Source organism: Cohnella suwonensis, from assembly GCF_042655365.1.
In the GTDB taxonomy this organism is placed as follows: Bacteria; Bacillota; Bacilli; order Paenibacillales; family Paenibacillaceae; genus Cohnella; species Cohnella suwonensis.
Genome location: NZ_JBHSMH010000036.1, coordinates 1 through 14482, shown reverse-complemented (window position 1 = coordinate 14482; position 14482 = coordinate 1). Strand labels below are relative to the sequence as shown.

General features: G+C 59.1%; 15 protein-coding genes. 3 read left to right on the top strand and 12 right to left on the bottom strand.

The genetic code is table 11. From position 1 onward, the window contains the following. Positions 1 to 122: 122 nt before the first annotated feature. From pheA to ACFPPD_RS12035, 4 genes are all read right to left on the bottom strand, one after another. Positions 123 to 1007: a prephenate dehydratase gene (gene pheA / locus ACFPPD_RS12050; protein ID WP_209750416.1), complete on the bottom strand. Its 885-nt coding sequence runs from the start codon at positions 1005 to 1007 to the stop codon at positions 123 to 125. Then, on the bottom strand, positions 1004 to 2005 hold the full coding sequence (gene thrB / locus ACFPPD_RS12045; RefSeq protein WP_209750418.1) for a homoserine kinase: 1002 nt from the start codon (positions 2003 to 2005) through the stop codon (positions 1004 to 1006). Before thrB ends, pheA begins: the two co-directional genes overlap by 4 nt. A gap of 72 nt (positions 2006 to 2077) precedes the next feature. Further along, entirely contained in the window at positions 2078 to 3364 is a 1287-nt protein-coding gene (locus ACFPPD_RS12040) for a homoserine dehydrogenase (RefSeq protein WP_209750420.1), read from the bottom strand. A 50-nt stretch (positions 3365 to 3414) separates the two neighbouring features. Then, a complete protein-coding gene (locus ACFPPD_RS12035) occupies positions 3415 to 3852 on the bottom strand; it encodes an ACT domain-containing protein (protein ID WP_209750422.1) in 438 nt (145 codons plus the stop codon). Between the two features lie 423 nt (positions 3853 to 4275). On the opposite strand from ACFPPD_RS12035, the gene ACFPPD_RS12030 reads away from it, so the two are divergent. Both ACFPPD_RS12030 and ACFPPD_RS12025 read left to right on the top strand, forming a co-directional pair. Next, positions 4276 to 5031, top strand: a complete 756-nt coding sequence (locus tag ACFPPD_RS12030) for an HD-GYP domain-containing protein (protein ID WP_209750424.1) — start codon at positions 4276 to 4278, stop codon at positions 5029 to 5031. A gap of 119 nt (positions 5032 to 5150) precedes the next feature. After that, entirely contained in the window at positions 5151 to 6452 is a 1302-nt protein-coding gene (locus ACFPPD_RS12025) for an MFS transporter (protein WP_209750426.1), read from the top strand. 656 nt (positions 6453 to 7108) lie between these two features. Here the strand turns inward: ACFPPD_RS12025 and obgE are convergent. The 8 genes from obgE to ACFPPD_RS11985 all read right to left on the bottom strand — a co-directional run bounded on the left by obgE (position 7109) and on the right by ACFPPD_RS11985 (position 13910). Beyond that, positions 7109 to 8446 (bottom strand): GTPase ObgE, encoded by a 1338-nt coding sequence (obgE, locus tag ACFPPD_RS12020; protein WP_209751999.1) that lies wholly within the window; start codon positions 8444 to 8446, stop codon positions 7109 to 7111. Between the two features lie 67 nt (positions 8447 to 8513). After that, positions 8514 to 9275 carry a Spo0B domain-containing protein gene (locus ACFPPD_RS12015; protein WP_209752001.1) on the bottom strand — a complete coding sequence of 254 codons (762 nt, stop codon included), beginning with the start codon at positions 9273 to 9275 and terminating at the stop codon, positions 8514 to 8516. A 171-nt stretch (positions 9276 to 9446) separates the two neighbouring features. After that, the gene (gene rpmA, locus ACFPPD_RS12010; RefSeq protein ID WP_209752004.1) at positions 9447 to 9758 is read right to left on the bottom strand and encodes a 50S ribosomal protein L27; all 312 of its coding nucleotides are present in this window, start codon (positions 9756 to 9758) and stop codon (positions 9447 to 9449) included. Positions 9759 to 9762: 4 nt separating this feature from the next. Next, positions 9763 to 10107: a ribosomal-processing cysteine protease Prp gene (locus tag ACFPPD_RS12005; RefSeq protein WP_209752006.1), complete on the bottom strand. Its 345-nt coding sequence runs from the start codon at positions 10105 to 10107 to the stop codon at positions 9763 to 9765. A gap of 15 nt (positions 10108 to 10122) precedes the next feature. Next, the gene (gene rplU / locus ACFPPD_RS12000) at positions 10123 to 10434 is read right to left on the bottom strand and encodes a 50S ribosomal protein L21 (protein WP_209752008.1); all 312 of its coding nucleotides are present in this window, start codon (positions 10432 to 10434) and stop codon (positions 10123 to 10125) included. Positions 10435 to 10612: 178 nt separating this feature from the next. Next, positions 10613 to 11848: an Rne/Rng family ribonuclease gene (locus tag ACFPPD_RS11995; RefSeq protein ID WP_209752010.1), complete on the bottom strand. Its 1236-nt coding sequence runs from the start codon at positions 11846 to 11848 to the stop codon at positions 10613 to 10615. Between the two features lie 33 nt (positions 11849 to 11881). Then, entirely contained in the window at positions 11882 to 12757 is an 876-nt protein-coding gene (locus ACFPPD_RS11990; RefSeq protein WP_209752012.1) for a M50 family metallopeptidase, read from the bottom strand. Then, positions 12750 to 13910, bottom strand: coding sequence for a peptidoglycan DD-metalloendopeptidase family protein (locus ACFPPD_RS11985; RefSeq protein ID WP_209752015.1), 1161 nt, complete (start codon positions 13908 to 13910; stop codon positions 12750 to 12752). Before ACFPPD_RS11985 ends, ACFPPD_RS11990 begins: the two co-directional genes overlap by 8 nt. Before the next feature lie 135 nt (positions 13911 to 14045). Between ACFPPD_RS11985 and ACFPPD_RS11980 the strand changes: the two genes are divergently transcribed. Further along, positions 14046 to 14324, top strand: coding sequence for a hypothetical protein (locus tag ACFPPD_RS11980; protein WP_209752017.1), 279 nt, complete (start codon positions 14046 to 14048; stop codon positions 14322 to 14324). Positions 14325 to 14482: the final 158 nt, after the last annotated feature.

Below are 14482 nucleotides of genomic sequence, written 5' to 3'. Positions count from 1 at the left end.
CTTCGCCCCGGCCCGGGCGAAAGCCCTGATGCAATCCTTACATCCTATGCAGTAGCTGGGCGTTTGACATCCTTTAAACGCAGAAAATCCGGCAGCCGTCTGGCTTACCGGATTCGGGCGAATTATTCTTTCTCGTAAGGCAAGCTCGGATACGAGCCGAGCAGGCGCACTTGGCAGCCGATCGCTTCGATCTCGGCGATCGCCGCCGGCATCAGCACCGTGTCCAGAGCCAGCTCCACGTCGATATAGAAATAATAACTGCCGAGTTTTTTCTTCGTCGGACGGGATTCGATCTTCGACAAGTTGACGCGGCGCCACGCGAACGCGGACAGCACTTGGTGCAGCGCGCCCGGGTAATCTTCCGGCAGCGTGACGAGAATGCTCGTCTTGTGCGTCGTCGCGGACGCGTTCTCGTACGGAGCGTTGCCGACGAGAAGGAATCTCGTGAAGTTGTTGTCGTGATCGGTCACGCCTTCTTCTAGCACGTCCAGTTCCATATCCGCGGCCGCCAGCTTCGTGCCGAACGCCGCCCAGCCTTTGCCCGGGTTATTCTTGACCGTCCGGACCGCTTCGGCCGTGCTGCTCAGCGTTTCCAGCTCCGCGTGCGGCAGCCGGGAACGGACGAATTGCAGGCATTGCGCCATCGCGACGGGGTGGCTCATCACCTTCGTGATCTTCTCCGCTTCCCATTGCGCCGGATTGCCGTCCGCCGACAACTCGCCGGCGTCTCCGATCAAGTTCTGGATAGAAGGGAATACCCATTCCGCCCGGATCGGCAAGTCTACCTCGTGGACCAGCCAGTCGATATGCAGATTCACCGAACCGTCGATCGTATTCTCGATCGGAATCACGCTCCAATCGGTCAGGCCGTTCGCCGTCGATTGGAACACGTCCGCGATCATTTTGCAATAAACGAATTCCACGTCCTCGTTGCGGAACATATAACGTACCGCTTCGTCGGACACGGTGCCTTGGGGCAACAAGGCTACCTTCTTGCGGCCGCTCATGCGCCCACCTCCGCTTCCGCCGTCTTCAATACCTGTTGGGGCGCCAGATCGTAGGCCGGATCGTCGAACCCGACGACCCGCACCTGCGGACCGTGCAAGCAAGGCTCCAGCCATCTCGTCGTTACTTCGATGCCTTCTCCCGCCATCGTCTCGCGAACGAAGGAGACGAGTCCATCGTTGGCCGCGTCGCCGCTCCTCGCGAGCAGCAGCAGCGTCGGCCCCGCTCCCGACAGCACAGCGCCGAGAGCCCCGTGCTCCGTCGCTTCCCTAAGAATCGTTTCCATGCCCGGGATGAGCGCCGCGCGGTACGGTTGATGCAACCGGTCCCGCATCGCCCTGCCGAGCAAATCCAATCTGCCGGAAGACAGCGCCGCCGTCAGTAGCGAGCTATGCGTGACGTTAAATACGGCGTCTTGCATCGGGATGCTCTGCGGCAACACGTTGCGCGCTTTCTTGGTCGACAGCTCGAACGCCGGAATCGCGACGAGCACGTCCATGCCCGCGGGAGGCTCGATGCGGACGTAGTCCGCCCGTTCTCCGTCCCATGCCGCGGCGACGATACCGCCGAACAGGGATGCCCCGACGTTGTCGGGATGGTTCTCGATCGCCGTCGCCATCTGGAACAGCTCGTCCTCTCCCAGAGGATCGCCGATGAGGGCGTTGGCCGCGACGAGCGCGCCGACGATCGCCGAGGCGCTGCTTCCGAGTCCTCTCGTGAGCGGAATGTCGCTGCGAATGCCGATGTCGAGCTCGGGCAATGCGACTCCCGCTCTCGCGAACACCGATTGCGCGACCTCGTATACCAGATTCGTCTTGTCCAGCGGAACGCCGTCTAAGTTATCTCCGACGAGCGTGATTCGCGTCTCTTCGGCCGGCGCCATGCTGACCCACGCGTACAGCGACAACGCCATGCCCAACGAATCGAACCCCGGTCCCATGTTCGCGGTGCTGGCCGGCACTTTGACGACGACCCGGCCTTGAACGGATGTTGCTTTCATCTCGGCTTCCTTCTGCATAACAAAGCTCCTTTTGATCCCGTAGTGCCGTCCAACGTCCGCCAGCGGCCTTCGTTAGCCTTCTACCCGGTACACGCTCTTGATTTCGCGTACGGCGGACAAGCCGTTGAACGCTTGCATCACTTGGTTCATCGCAGCCTTGCTCGCCTGGTGCGTAATGATGATGATTTCCGTGCTCGACTTGTGGGGGGCCGACGGCTGCATGACCGATTCGATGCTCACGTCGCAATTGGAGAACACTTGCGCGATTTGCGCGAGAACGCCGGCGCGATCCTCGACGTGGAGCAGCAGGAAAAACTTCGAAGCGATCTGCTCGTCTGTCTTCAGCTTAACGACGTTATAAGGCAATTGCGCTTGCCGTCCGTTCACGCCGAGCTTCATGTTCTTGATGACCGCGACCAAGTCCGCCACGACGGACGTCGCCGTCGGCAGCTCTCCGGCGCCCGCGCCGTAGAACATTGTCTCGCCGACCGCTTCCCCGTGCACGTATACGGCGTTGAACACGCCGTTGACGGACGCGATCGGATGGCCCGTCTTGATCATCGTCGGCTGGACGCTGACGCTGATCATATCGTCCTGCCGTTCGGCGATGCCGAGCAGCTTCACTTCGTAGCCGAGCCGTTTCGCGTAGCGGATGTCCTCTTGCGAGACGCCGCTGATGCCTCTGGCGCTGACGTCGTCCAAGGACACGTTCGCGCGGAAGCCGAGCGACGATAAGATCGTCATTTTGCGGGCGGCGTCGAGCCCTTCCACGTCGGACGTCGGATCCGACTCCGCGTAACCGAGATCTTGCGCTTCCTTCAGCACGTCGGCGTAGGCCGCGCCTTCTTGGCTCATTTTCGTCAAAATATAATTCGTCGTTCCGTTCACGATGCCCATAATCTTCGTGATCCGGTCGGAAGAGAAGCCTTCGACGAGCGTCCGGATGATCGGAATGCCGCCGGCCACGCTTGCCTCGTACAAGACGTCGCAACCTTTCTCTCGGGCTTTCGCCAGTATTTCCTGGCCGTGCAACGCCATCAGGTCTTTGTTCGCCGTGACGACGTGCTTGCCGCGCTCGAGCGCCTCCAGAATGTAATCCTTCGTCGTCGTAATGCCGCCCATGACTTCGACGATCACATCGATATCCGGATTGCGGACGATTTCCCACGGATCTTCCGTCAACTTCGCCGCGTCGATCGGGACGCCGCGCGCCTTGGAGCGGTCCTTGACGAGAATTTGCGAGATGGAGATCGGACTCCCGACCTGGTTGGACAAGTCCTCTTGATGGCCTTCCACGATTTTCACGACGCCGGTGCCTACCGTACCGAGCCCCAGCAATCCTACTTGAATAGCTTTCATCACTTTTCCTCCGCTTCGACTGCCGCGCCTGCGCGCATCGGTAATTAAAGTTAGCTGCGTCCGATGACGGTTGCCCGTTTGACGCCGTCCAGTGAACGAAGCTTCGCGAGAAGCTCGGGAAGCGCCCCGTTCACGATCGTCGTGTCCATCGACACGACGACGTTGGCCATTCCTTGCAACGGAATGGATTGCGATATCGTCAGCACGTTGCCCTCGCTCGCCGCGAGCGTGCCGAGCACTTTCGACAGAACGCCGGAACGGTGCTCCAAATCCATCGACAGCGTCGCGATCGATTCTCTGGAAGCCTGCTCGAGCGCGTAGACGCCGTCTTTATATTTGTAAAAAGCGCTCCGGCTTAAACCGACGCGTTCCGCGGCTTCGTGAATCGTCGCCGCTTCCCCCCGCCTTAACAGCTCTTTGGCTTGCTCTGCTTTCAGCATGCCTTCCGGAAGCAAATCCTCGCGGACGGCATAATAACGTTCCGCCATTTTCCGTCCTCCCAGGAAAGACGAATGTTTGTATATAGAGGACATTATATCGAATCGGAGAAACGTCGGCAATAGGCAATACAAGATGTCGAGAAATTTGTAAGTTATTGGTGTTATACTGAGGATGTTGACGTTCGATGGGAGGGGTTCGCGATCGACAAGCACTTCAATCATGCGGAATCCCGCTGGGTCGGGAGAATCGTCGGCCGCGACCTGTTCAATTCGAGGGGCGTCCTCGTCCTCCATGCGTCTCGCGCGCTGAATGAGGAAGACATCGGCAAGCTTCGCGCGCACGGGATCGAGCTCAAGGAACAAGACTTCGCGCCCCTATCGCGGCAGCAGCAAGCGCTCCGCGCGCTAGAGGAATCCGTCGGCACGGTCCAGTCCATATTCGCCGACATCCGCCGTACCGGCCGCATTCCGATGCCCGACATCCGGGCAGAAGTATTGCCCGCGATCCTGCAATCCACCGAGAAAGTACAAGTGTTCCCTCTTCTCGTCTCTCTGCAGGCGAAAGACGATTATACGTATCGCCACACGATCGCCGTAGGCGCGATCTCTTCCATGATCGGCAAGTGGATCGGCCTTCCGGAAAGCGAGCAGGCCCTTCTGACGCTCGGCGCCGTCCTGCACGACATCGGCAAGGCGAAGGTGCCGGAGGAAATCTTGAATAAGCGGAGCCGGTTGACGGCGGAAGAATACGAACTGATGCAGAAGCATACGGTGTACGGCTACGAAATGATCAAAAGCAGTCCGGGATTGCCTCACCGCAGCGCGCTAATTGCTTTGCAGCACCACGAACGCGAGGACGGTTCGGGTTATCCGTTCGGCGCGAATAGCGATCGGGTCGATTTTCTAAGCAAAATCGTCGCGATATCGGACGTGTTCCACGCGCTGACGAGCGACCGGGTCTACCGAAAGGCGTCTCCTTTCTACGAAATCGTCAGGCAAATGTACACGGGCACTTTGGGCTCGTTCGACAAAGGCATTCTGCTGACGTTCACGAGGCGAATGATGAACTCGCTCATCGGAAGCGAAGTCTCCCTTACCGACGGCCGTACGGGCAAAGTCGTGCTCATCAACCCGACCGACCCCGCGCGTCCGCTTATTCAGTCGGCCGAACTCTTCATCGACCTCAGCAAGGAACCGGAAATCCGCATGGAAAAAATCATCGGGTAAAGAGCGAGTCTCTCATTCCCCTATAGACAGCGTCGCCCGTCCCGTGGCATAATTCACTTAATCGATTAAGTTGATTTTGTGCGTTACTTAATCGTATAAGTCAAGTGAGGCGATAACCCTTGATCGGTCCGTCTACCGATTCCGCGATCGAAAGTCCTTATGCCGGAACGGCGGCCGCGCGGGCGCCGGCGCTCTGGCGCAACCGTCCGTTCTTATTCGTGTTCGCGAGCTTTTGCCTGTCGTTGCTCGGAAATACCTTTCACGGAATGGCGCTTAACTTATGGGTCATCCAGACGACGGGCAGCGCCAAGCACATGTCAGCCCTCTTGGTTACTCACCTGGCGGTCGGCACCCTGCTCGGCTCGTTCGCCGGGACGGTCGCCGACAGGATGAACAGAAGACAGCTCATGATCGCGGCCGACATCGTCCGCGTATTGCTGGTCGCAGGCGTTGTCGTCTCGATATCCGTGCCCGGAACGCCGTTTATCGTCCTCATCGTCCTCACCGCGCTGATCGCCTTCGCGAGTTTGTTCCACTCGCCGTCCCTGCAAGCTTCCCTCGGCGGCATCGTCGGGCAAGGCCGCATCCATCAGGCGGTAGGCGCGATGAATATCGCGGACAATCTCGTCCGCATTTCCGGTTTCGCGCTCGGGGGCGTATTCGTCGCCGCTTTCGGAGGCGCCATGGCCATCGCGGTCGACGGCTTGACCTTCCTGCTGTCCGCCTGTTTCGTGTTCGCTGCGGGGAAATTCCCCGCCTCCGTCATGCCCGCGACCGCTACCGCGAACGATTCCGTCGCGCCCCCGCGCATGCCGACGTTCACGGAAGACTTCGCCGGAGGATTCAAGTACTTATGGCGCGACCCGTTCGCTCTCCCGGTACTCGCCCTTCTCCCCGTCGTTACGTTGTTTTTCCTGTCCATGCTCATGCTCGTACAAGTATCCGCCGTCGGCGACTGGCACGCGAGCCCTTTTCATTTCGGCTTAATCGAAGCCTGCATTCCGCTCGGATACGTTGCGGGTTCAAGCCTCATCCTCTTTCTCGGGGGCAGGCTCAGGGGCAGGGGAAAATGGATCTTGGGCAGCGTGTCCGCGATGGGGCCGGCTTACTGGCTTATTTCGCGATCCGATTCCGCGCTCGGGGCGATTCCTTACATTCTGCTTAGCGGTTGCTTGCTGTCATTCGTCACGCTCATTTTGAACGTCGGTCTGCGCGCGAGAATCGAGCCTTCCATGCAAGGACGTGCGTTCGGCACGCTCGCCTCGCTGACGAGCGTCGCCCCTCCGATCGGGTTGGCCGCGGCCTCGTTCCTGTCCGACGCCTACGGTCCGTCGCCCGTCATCGCCGCCGGTGGCATCGCGATCGCCGTCCTAAGCGTCGCGGGATGGACGCTTCTGAAGGAGATTCGCTCATACGACTAGCTGCTTAAAAGTTCGCCAAAAGTCGGTTGTCTTCTACAATTTGTTGTGCTCAGCGCAATAAGGGGGAAGTGTTTGGTTGTTGGCGGTTGGCGGTTGGCGGTTGGCGGTTGGCGGTTGGCGGTTGGCGGTTGGCGGTTGGCGGTTGGCGGTTGGCGGTTGGCGGTTGGCGGTTGGCGGTTGGCGGATGCGGTGTCCTCTGGGAGCTTTCGAATTACCACATTCCAGCACTCTCGCTAACGCAATGCCCCCCTTCCTCCCCCTAAGCACCAACCTGCATGGACTACAGTTTGTTTTCTCCATTTACCTCATCATCGCCCAACAACCTGCACCTACTACAGTTTATAATCCGTAAATAGCTCATTTTCGCGATTTCCTTGGAATCAAACTGCATCCATGCAGTTTGATCCACTCGATGCAGCCGATTACTGGAAACAAACTGAACTTTTGCAGCTCTATGGAAGAACGTTAGACCTGCGCGAACAACGCCCCCCCCCTACTCGCATAGCCGACTCGTAACCCCTACTCGCCCATCGAACCACTCCCATACAACCAAATACGCCTTTTGTGATAAGCGTGAAACTTATCAATTCCGAATCGTTCAAAAAAAGGATTCCGGGGCCCGTGACAGGCCATGGAATCCTTTTTGCCGATCGCGATTAGGCGTCGTCGAAAATATAGTCGTCCGAACCGCCTTCGAAAAATTCGAACTCGAATTTCCCGATGCGGATCGTATCCCCGTTCTTCGCGCCGCGCTTGCGCAGCGCGTCGTCGATACCGGCGCCGCGAAGGATTCGCCCGAACCGCATGATCGCCTCGTGCGAGTTGAACTGCGTCCGCCGCATGAGCCTGGCGATCGCTTCGCTCTCGATGACGTAAACTTCGTTGTCCCGCTTGATCTCGAAGTCCAAATCGCCCGTCGCCTCGTAACGATAGACGACGCCTTCTTCGGCTTTCGCCTGCTTCTCGATCTCCTCGATCTCCGACTGCTGCGGCAAGGAATCGAGCAAGTCTGCGACCCGGAACAGCAATTCCTTGATGCCTTGCTTCGTCAGCGACGAGATCGGCATGACGACGATATCCGGACGCGCCTCGGCGACTTGCTTGCGGAACGCTTCCAGATTTTCTTCCGATTCCGGCATATCCATCTTATTGGACGCGACGATCTGCGGACGTTCCGCGAGCTTCGGATTGTACAGCTTGAGCTCGTCGTTGATTTTCACCCAATCGTCGTACGGGTCGCGGCCTTCCATGCCGGACATGTCGACGACGTGCACGATGATTCTCGTGCGCTCGACGTGCCGCAGGAATTCATGGCCGAGTCCGACGCCCGTATGGGCGCCTTCGATCAAACCCGGCAAGTCCGCCATGACGAAGCTGCGCTCGTCGCCGAGATCGACGACGCCGAGATTCGGCGTGATCGTCGTGAAATGGTAGGCGCCGATCTTCGGCTGCGCCCCCGACACGACGGACAGCAGCGTCGACTTGCCTACGCTCGGGAAGCCGACGAGGCCGACGTCCGCCATGACCTTCAGCTCCAGCGTAACCCAGCGCTCTTGTCCTTCTTCCCCGTTCTCCGCGATCGCCGGCGCCGTGTTGGCGGCGCTCTTGAAGCGGATGTTGCCTCGGCCTCCGCGGCCGCCCTTGGCGACGATGACTTCTTGACCGTGGCGCGTCATGTCCGCGACGGTCTCTCCCGTGTCGTCGTCGACGACGGTCGTGCCGGGCGGAACGCGAACGACCATATGCTCCGCGTTCGCGCCGTGCTGCGACTTGTTGCGGCCTTTCTCGCCTTTGGTCGCCTTGAAATGCTTCTGATAACGGAAGTCCATCAGCGTGCGCAAACCTTCGTCCACGCGGAAAATGACGTGCCCTCCGTTACCGCCGTCCCCGCCGGCCGGCCCGCCTTCCGGCACGTATAACTCCCTGCGGAACGCGACGAGGCCATCCCCGCCGTCTCCGCCTTTCACGAATACTTTCGCTTTGTCCACGAACATCGATTAAGTTCACTCCAGGTTGCAACCGGTCCGGGCTTGCGAACGCCCGCTCCCGGTAATCGCGTTATTATGCCGGCAGAGGGAAGCGGACCACCATCGTCCGGGCTTGTCCCGCTGACCCCGCCGGGCTTTCGTCAAACCGTATCGTTCCGATGCCTTCGACGCACCTCTCCATCTCCGGGACGACGCTGTCCGACGCGGCCAGCTCGCCTTCGTAAACAAGGGACACCGACACTTCGCCGCCGTCGCGCGAGAAGCCGAGCTTCAGCACGTTGTCCACGCCGTTCGCGGGACTCGAAGCGCGGTAGCGGATGATCCCGACGAGGCCGATGATCGCCTTCGCGAGTCGATCGGACCGATCCGCCTTCCCGTCGAGATGGAAGCCGTTCTGAACGTCCACCTCGAGGCGGACCGTATCGCACATCGCGCGAAAAGACAGCAGGAACGTCGCGAGCTCGGGTTCGCCGATCTGGGAGACCCGGCTGTCCTGCTCCATTCTCTCCCTTATTCTGTCCACGACGGCGATCGCTTTATCGGGCTTGTTCAATCTTAAATATCCGTATAGGATTTGCAGCTCGTTCATCCAATCGTGCCGGTGATGGCTTAACGTTCGGATGGACGACAGCTGCGCCTGCGTGACGATGCGGTCGCTTTGCCGGCGATGCCAGCGCTTCGCGACGAGAACGACGCCGACCGCGATTCCGAGCGTCCACAGCGTCAGAACGGCGTAAGGCCACCATGCCCGCGGCCATGCCGCCACGGCCATGACGGGCAGGACGAGAGAGGCCCATGCCGCGAGCGCCCAAGGCGTCCGATTCCGTATACTCATCCGTCTTCCCCGTTTCGTAGATCCTGTCTTCCCTTGCCCGGAAACGAAGTTCACGCGTCTAGTATACCATGGCGCGTTCGGGTTCACCATGAATACCTGACGGCGGGGCTCCGTCCCGCATAACGCAAGAAACCCCGGCCAACGTCATTGGCCGGGGTCTCGGATGATTAATTAAACTTCAAGCGCGGCAGCTACCGGAGCTTGCTCGGCAGGGTATACGCTGACTTTCTTGCGATCGCGTCCCAGACGTTCGAATTTCACGACGCCGTGAACGAGCGCGAAAAGCGTATCGTCTTTGCCGATGCCTACGTTAGTGCCCGGATGGATTTTCGTTCCGCGTTGGCGGTACAGGATGCTTCCCGCCGTCACCGCTTGACCGTCCGCTCTCTTCGCGCCGAGGCGCTTGGAGTGGGAGTCCCGTCCGTTTCTCGTCGATCCGACCCCTTTTTTCGAGGCGAATAACTGAAGGTCCAACTTCAACATGGTGTCAACCTCCTTCTTGTTCAAAGATTTCTTTTATTTTCACGTGCTTCCCGTAATAGTCCTCGATGGTTTCGAGCGCTGCGACCATACCCTCCAACAGCAGTTGGACTTGGTCGTCTCTTGCGGGTTCTTCGCTTCGAGGCGCCGTCGCTTCGAGCAGTCCGCTCTCGGTATAAGCGTTGGGTTCGAGACCCGTCAGCTTCTCGATCGCGTTGATCGCTCCGACCGTGACGGCCGTTACGCCGGCGCAGACGATGTCCTTGCCGGGATCATTGTAAAAAGCGTGCCCCGAAACGGTAAAACGTATAATGGCCTTCCTGTCGTCGCGCACGATCGTGACCTTGATCATCTCGGCAAGCCTCGCTTACGCCTTAATGTTCTCGATCGTCACTTTCGTGTACGGTTGACGATGGCCTTGTTTGCGCTTGTAGTTTTTCTTAGGCTTGTACTTGAAGACGATGATTTTCTCGCCTTTCACTTGTTGCTCGACTTTGCCCGTAACCGAAGCTCCGGACAAGAGCGGGGAACCCGTCGTCAAGCCGCCGTCTTTGGAAACCGCCAAAACCCGGTCGAACGTTACGCTGTCGCCTGCGCTTGCGTTGAGCTTCTCGACGAAGATCACGTCGCCCGCTTGGACTTTGAATTGTTTGCCGCCTGTTTCGATAATCGCGTACATCTGGTGCACCTCCTCGTGTCTAAGACTCGCCTCGGGGGGTGTCGGTTGCCGCAGCGGAATTCAGCCAGGGCAGCGCCGATCTTGTCGACCCTGTGGAGAGCGGTTGTAGCCTGCAAAATCTTCAGATTGCACGCACTATGGGATTGTATCACATAGTCGTCCCGAACACAATCTATTCTTATCGAATATATATTTTGCCTTTCCCTTTACAAGAAGCGCACGTTTCGTAAAAGTAGTTCATGACGTTGTCGCGGGCTTTCTTACGCGTCATTTCCATCAGTCCGAGCTTCGTCCAGCCGACCACCTGGCACTTCGTTCTGTCCCGCTTGATCTTCGCTTCGAGCTGTTGCGCGATCCGATGCCTGTGCTCTTCCGTCTCCATGTCGATGAAATCGACGATGATGATGCCGCCGACGTCCCGAAGCCGAAGCAGCCGGGCGACTTCGTCCGCCGCCTCGAGATTCGTCTGGAACACCGTCTCCTCGAGGTCGATCGACCCCGTATACTTGCCCGTGTTGACGTCGATGACCGTGAGCGCTTCCGTCTGCTCCCAGACGAGATAACCGCCGCTCGGAAGCCAGATGCGCGATTGGAACGCCTTGTCCAGCTGCTCCTTGATGCCGTATTGGTCGAACAGCGGCTTATTTTCCTCGTAGAGCCTTACTTTACCTTCTAGCGCCGGGGCCGCTTGGCGCAAATACGCTTTGGCCGCGAGCATGTTGTCCCCGTCGTCGAAAATGAGTTCTTCGGTGTCCGGCGTGACGACGTCTCGTACGAGCCTGCCGACGAGAGCCGTATCGCGATGAAGCTCTGCGGGCGCCGAAGACGTCTTCCCTCTCGCGAGTATGTCGTGCCAGAGGCGCCGCAGCTGATTCAAATCCTCGTCGAGCGCTTCGAGGCTTTCCCCGCCGGCGTTCGTCCGCAGGATGACGCCTTCGCCCTCCTTCCGGATCGACTCCGCCAGTCCCCGCAATCGCGCGCGCTCCGCGTCCAACTCTATTTTCTTCGAGATGCCGATATAATCCGCTTCGGGCATGTACACGAGCCATCTGCCGGGGATCGAGAAATGCGTCGTCACGCGCGCGCCCTTGCCTCCGAGCGGCTCCTTCATCATCTGGACGATCAACTGGTCGCCGGGCTTAAGCAAGTCCGCGATCGGGGGCTTCTCCTTCGGTTGCTTGTCCAAGTGCGGATGGAGAACGTCGTCGACGTACAGGAACGCGTTTTTCGGCAAGCCGATATCGACGAACGCCGCCTGCATGCCCGGCAATACGTTCACGACGCGGCCTTTGTAAAGGTTGCCGATGAGGGACGAATGCTCGGTCCGCTCGACCCCGAACTCCGTCAGCACCCCGTCTTCCAGCAAAGCCGATTGGGTCAAGTTTTGCGAACTATGGATGAACAGCTGCTTCATGCGTACCTCCCGCGTTCGACTCTTTCCTCCATTTTACCTGAAAAGTTTCAATTCCGCATTCCCCGGCGCCAATCCGCCGAGAAATCCGTCGATAATCGTCTTTTCGGGCACGACGTTGGCGATTTTCCCGCGTTTCATCACGTAAACCAAATGATACTGTTCCTTCATGAACAATCTCAGGATGGAAGACAGCGGACGGTTGTCCGAGATGACGATCGGCCGGGACAGCTTGCCCTCATCGATATAGCGCAAGCCGGATTCGCTTCTGTGCACGAGAAAACGCAGGAACACGAAAGGCACGTTCCGCCAATACGTCCAATTGGACGCGAACAGGAAGATGCCGACCGCCAGCAAGTTCAATTGCAGCAGGCCTCCCCGGAGTAATGGCGCGAGCGAAGCCGCGACGACGACCGCGCTGAACAGAAGGCTGATCTTCGCGCTCCATAGAAGCGTCCGATGGAACGGCGCGCGTAAGCTGAGCAGCGATTGCAGGATTTTACCGCCGTCCAGGGGAAGAACGGGCATGAAATTAAAAAGGCCGATCAGCGCGTTCGTTCGCACGAATTCGTCCGACCACGCCAGATCGACCCAGCCGGCAAGCCCGAGCGCGTAGGCGATGCCGGCGAGCAACGCGTTCTGCGCGGGACCGGCCAGCGCGACCATGATTTCCTCTTTTACCGGCAGCGAGCCCGCTTCCTCGACTTCGAGCACGCCGCCGAAAGGAAGCAGCTTGACTTCCTTGATCCTCCAACCGTATCGAAGCGCGGCGGCAAGGTGGCCGAGCTCGTGCCAGAACACGATGGCGAACAGCGTCAGCAACTCCGCGAACCGTCCCGTGACGACCGACGCGAGCATGACGAGCATGAACAGCGGATGAAGACGGAACGCGATTCCTCGCCACTTAATCAAAATCGATCACTTCCGCGGGATCAAGAGATTTGCCGTACTGCTGCACGGCGAAATAGAGCGCCCTGTCCGCCAGCTTGCCGCCGGAAGTGCCGAGCGAGCCGAGCTTCTGCCCTTTTTCCACCCAATCGTTCGTTTTCACCGCAGTATCCGCCAAGTTGCCGTACACGGTGACGACGTGGTTCTCGTGCTGCACGATGACCGTTATGCCGCCGTTTTTGTTCGTGTTCACCTGCTGGATGCGGCCCGTATAGACGGACAGTACTTCGCTGCCTGAAGGCGCGGACACTTTCACGCCGGTTCCGTTCTGGGCGAACGTCTGAAGCAGCTTGCCGGTCACCGGGGCGACCGTGTCGTCCGCGTTAAACAGCGCCGCCACTTCTTGCGTATCCGGCTCGTCACGGTTGAACGGGAAGAACGTCGGCGAACCGCCGAACGTCGAGCCGTACCACGCTTCGATCGCTTGAAAGTCCATATCTTTCGTCACGGAGGACACGAGCCAATCTTTCGCTTCCCCGCTACCCGGCAATTCCAGCTTGAGCCATCCCCAAGCCCCCCCGAACGCGAGAAGCGCCGCCGCGAGCTGCAGCGCGAAGCCCCTCTTCAGCTTGTTCCAGCCCGAGCCGGTTGGCGGTCCCACACCATGAGAGGACGGCGCGTTCGACGTCGGCGGAAGCCCCTTGATGCCTTGCCAGCCGTTCGGGCGTCCGACTTGAATTTGCTTCTCCCGTTCTTTCCACCATAGCTCCGGGTCCCGCGTAACGGCGAATCGCGAGACGTCGGCTCGAACAACGCCGCTCGTCTCGGCGGGCTGCCCCGGCGGGATTCTCCCCCCCTCGTCCGACGAGGGAATGGAAGGAGCGTCGGGAGATCGCAAAGATCCGTTCCTCGCTTCGCGCTCTCCCGAAGACGCGCCGCGTTCGCGAACCCGGATCGTACCGGGCGAAGACGGAACTTCTGACGTACCCTGTTGCCGTTCGGCCGGCGGCGCCGAATCGGTGACACTGGCCTTCCGCAGCGTTGCCGATTCCGGTTGCTGCTCGTCATCCGAAGCCGTCGGTACCTTCTTGTCCGGACCGGCGAAAGATTGTTCACTCATGATCAGCTGTTGAATCCTTTCCCGCCTGCGTTCTCGAACGTTGTCCCGAACCGTCATCGCAAGCCCTCCTTGTCCGCGTATCGCTCTTAACAATTTATGGCGGACAAGCGGGGAATAGACCTCTGGCGCCCATCTCCGGCGAGCGTGTATAATCGGATAAAACAAGCAAACGAAGCGGAGGTAACCAGCAGCATGACTTTTCTCCTTGTCATCATCGTCGTCGTTCTCGTCGCCTTTTTTATCCTCAACGATTTGAACGGCTCCAAGCGCAAATCCGATAGAAAAAACGGATCCCAAACGTACAATAGCGGATTCTACGATGCCGGGCATTCCGACCGAGGCAATCACAACGGCGGTCACCATGGTCATGGACATCATCATGACCACCATTCAGACAGCGGTTCCGGCGGAAGCGGGGGCGGCGATTCAGCGGGCGGCGGAGATAGTGGCGGTGGGGGCGGCAGCGATTAAGCGCAGCGCGTGGCGGTTGGCGGTTGTGAAATCATAAAAAAAAGCACGGGAGCTCGCTTCAATGTCATTAAGTTAAGCTCAAAGACAAGACCGGGAATAAAAATGGAGTCCGAAACGGCATGGGAAAAAGCCCTGTGCCGTTTGTTTTTTTTGGTGCA

Coding starts and splice junctions, on each gene's coding strand:
- ACFPPD_RS11985 (WP_209752015.1), bottom strand. CDS start 13,910: ATGACGGTTCGGGACAACGTTCGAGAACGCAGGCGGGAAAGGATTCAA.
- ACFPPD_RS12040 (WP_209750420.1), bottom strand. CDS start 3,364: ATGAAAGCTATTCAAGTAGGATTGCTGGGGCTCGGTACGGTAGGCACC.
- ACFPPD_RS12035 (WP_209750422.1), bottom strand. CDS start 3,852: ATGGCGGAACGTTATTATGCCGTCCGCGAGGATTTGCTTCCGGAAGGC.
- ACFPPD_RS11980 (WP_209752017.1), top strand. CDS start 14,046: ATGACTTTTCTCCTTGTCATCATCGTCGTCGTTCTCGTCGCCTTTTTT.
- rplU (WP_209752008.1), bottom strand. CDS start 10,434: ATGTACGCGATTATCGAAACAGGCGGCAAACAATTCAAAGTCCAAGCG.
- rpmA (WP_209752004.1), bottom strand. CDS start 9,758: ATGTTGAAGTTGGACCTTCAGTTATTCGCCTCGAAAAAAGGGGTCGGA.
- ACFPPD_RS12015 (WP_209752001.1), bottom strand. CDS start 9,275: ATGAGTATACGGAATCGGACGCCTTGGGCGCTCGCGGCATGGGCCTCT.
- obgE (WP_209751999.1), bottom strand. CDS start 8,446: ATGTTCGTGGACAAAGCGAAAGTATTCGTGAAAGGCGGAGACGGCGGG.
- ACFPPD_RS12005 (WP_209752006.1), bottom strand. CDS start 10,107: ATGATCAAGGTCACGATCGTGCGCGACGACAGGAAGGCCATTATACGT.
- pheA (WP_209750416.1), bottom strand. CDS start 1,007: ATGAGCGGCCGCAAGAAGGTAGCCTTGTTGCCCCAAGGCACCGTGTCC.
- ACFPPD_RS11995 (WP_209752010.1), bottom strand. CDS start 11,848: ATGAAGCAGCTGTTCATCCATAGTTCGCAAAACTTGACCCAATCGGCT.
- ACFPPD_RS12030 (WP_209750424.1), top strand. CDS start 4,276: ATGCCCGACATCCGGGCAGAAGTATTGCCCGCGATCCTGCAATCCACC.
- thrB (WP_209750418.1), bottom strand. CDS start 2,005: ATGAAAGCAACATCCGTTCAAGGCCGGGTCGTCGTCAAAGTGCCGGCC.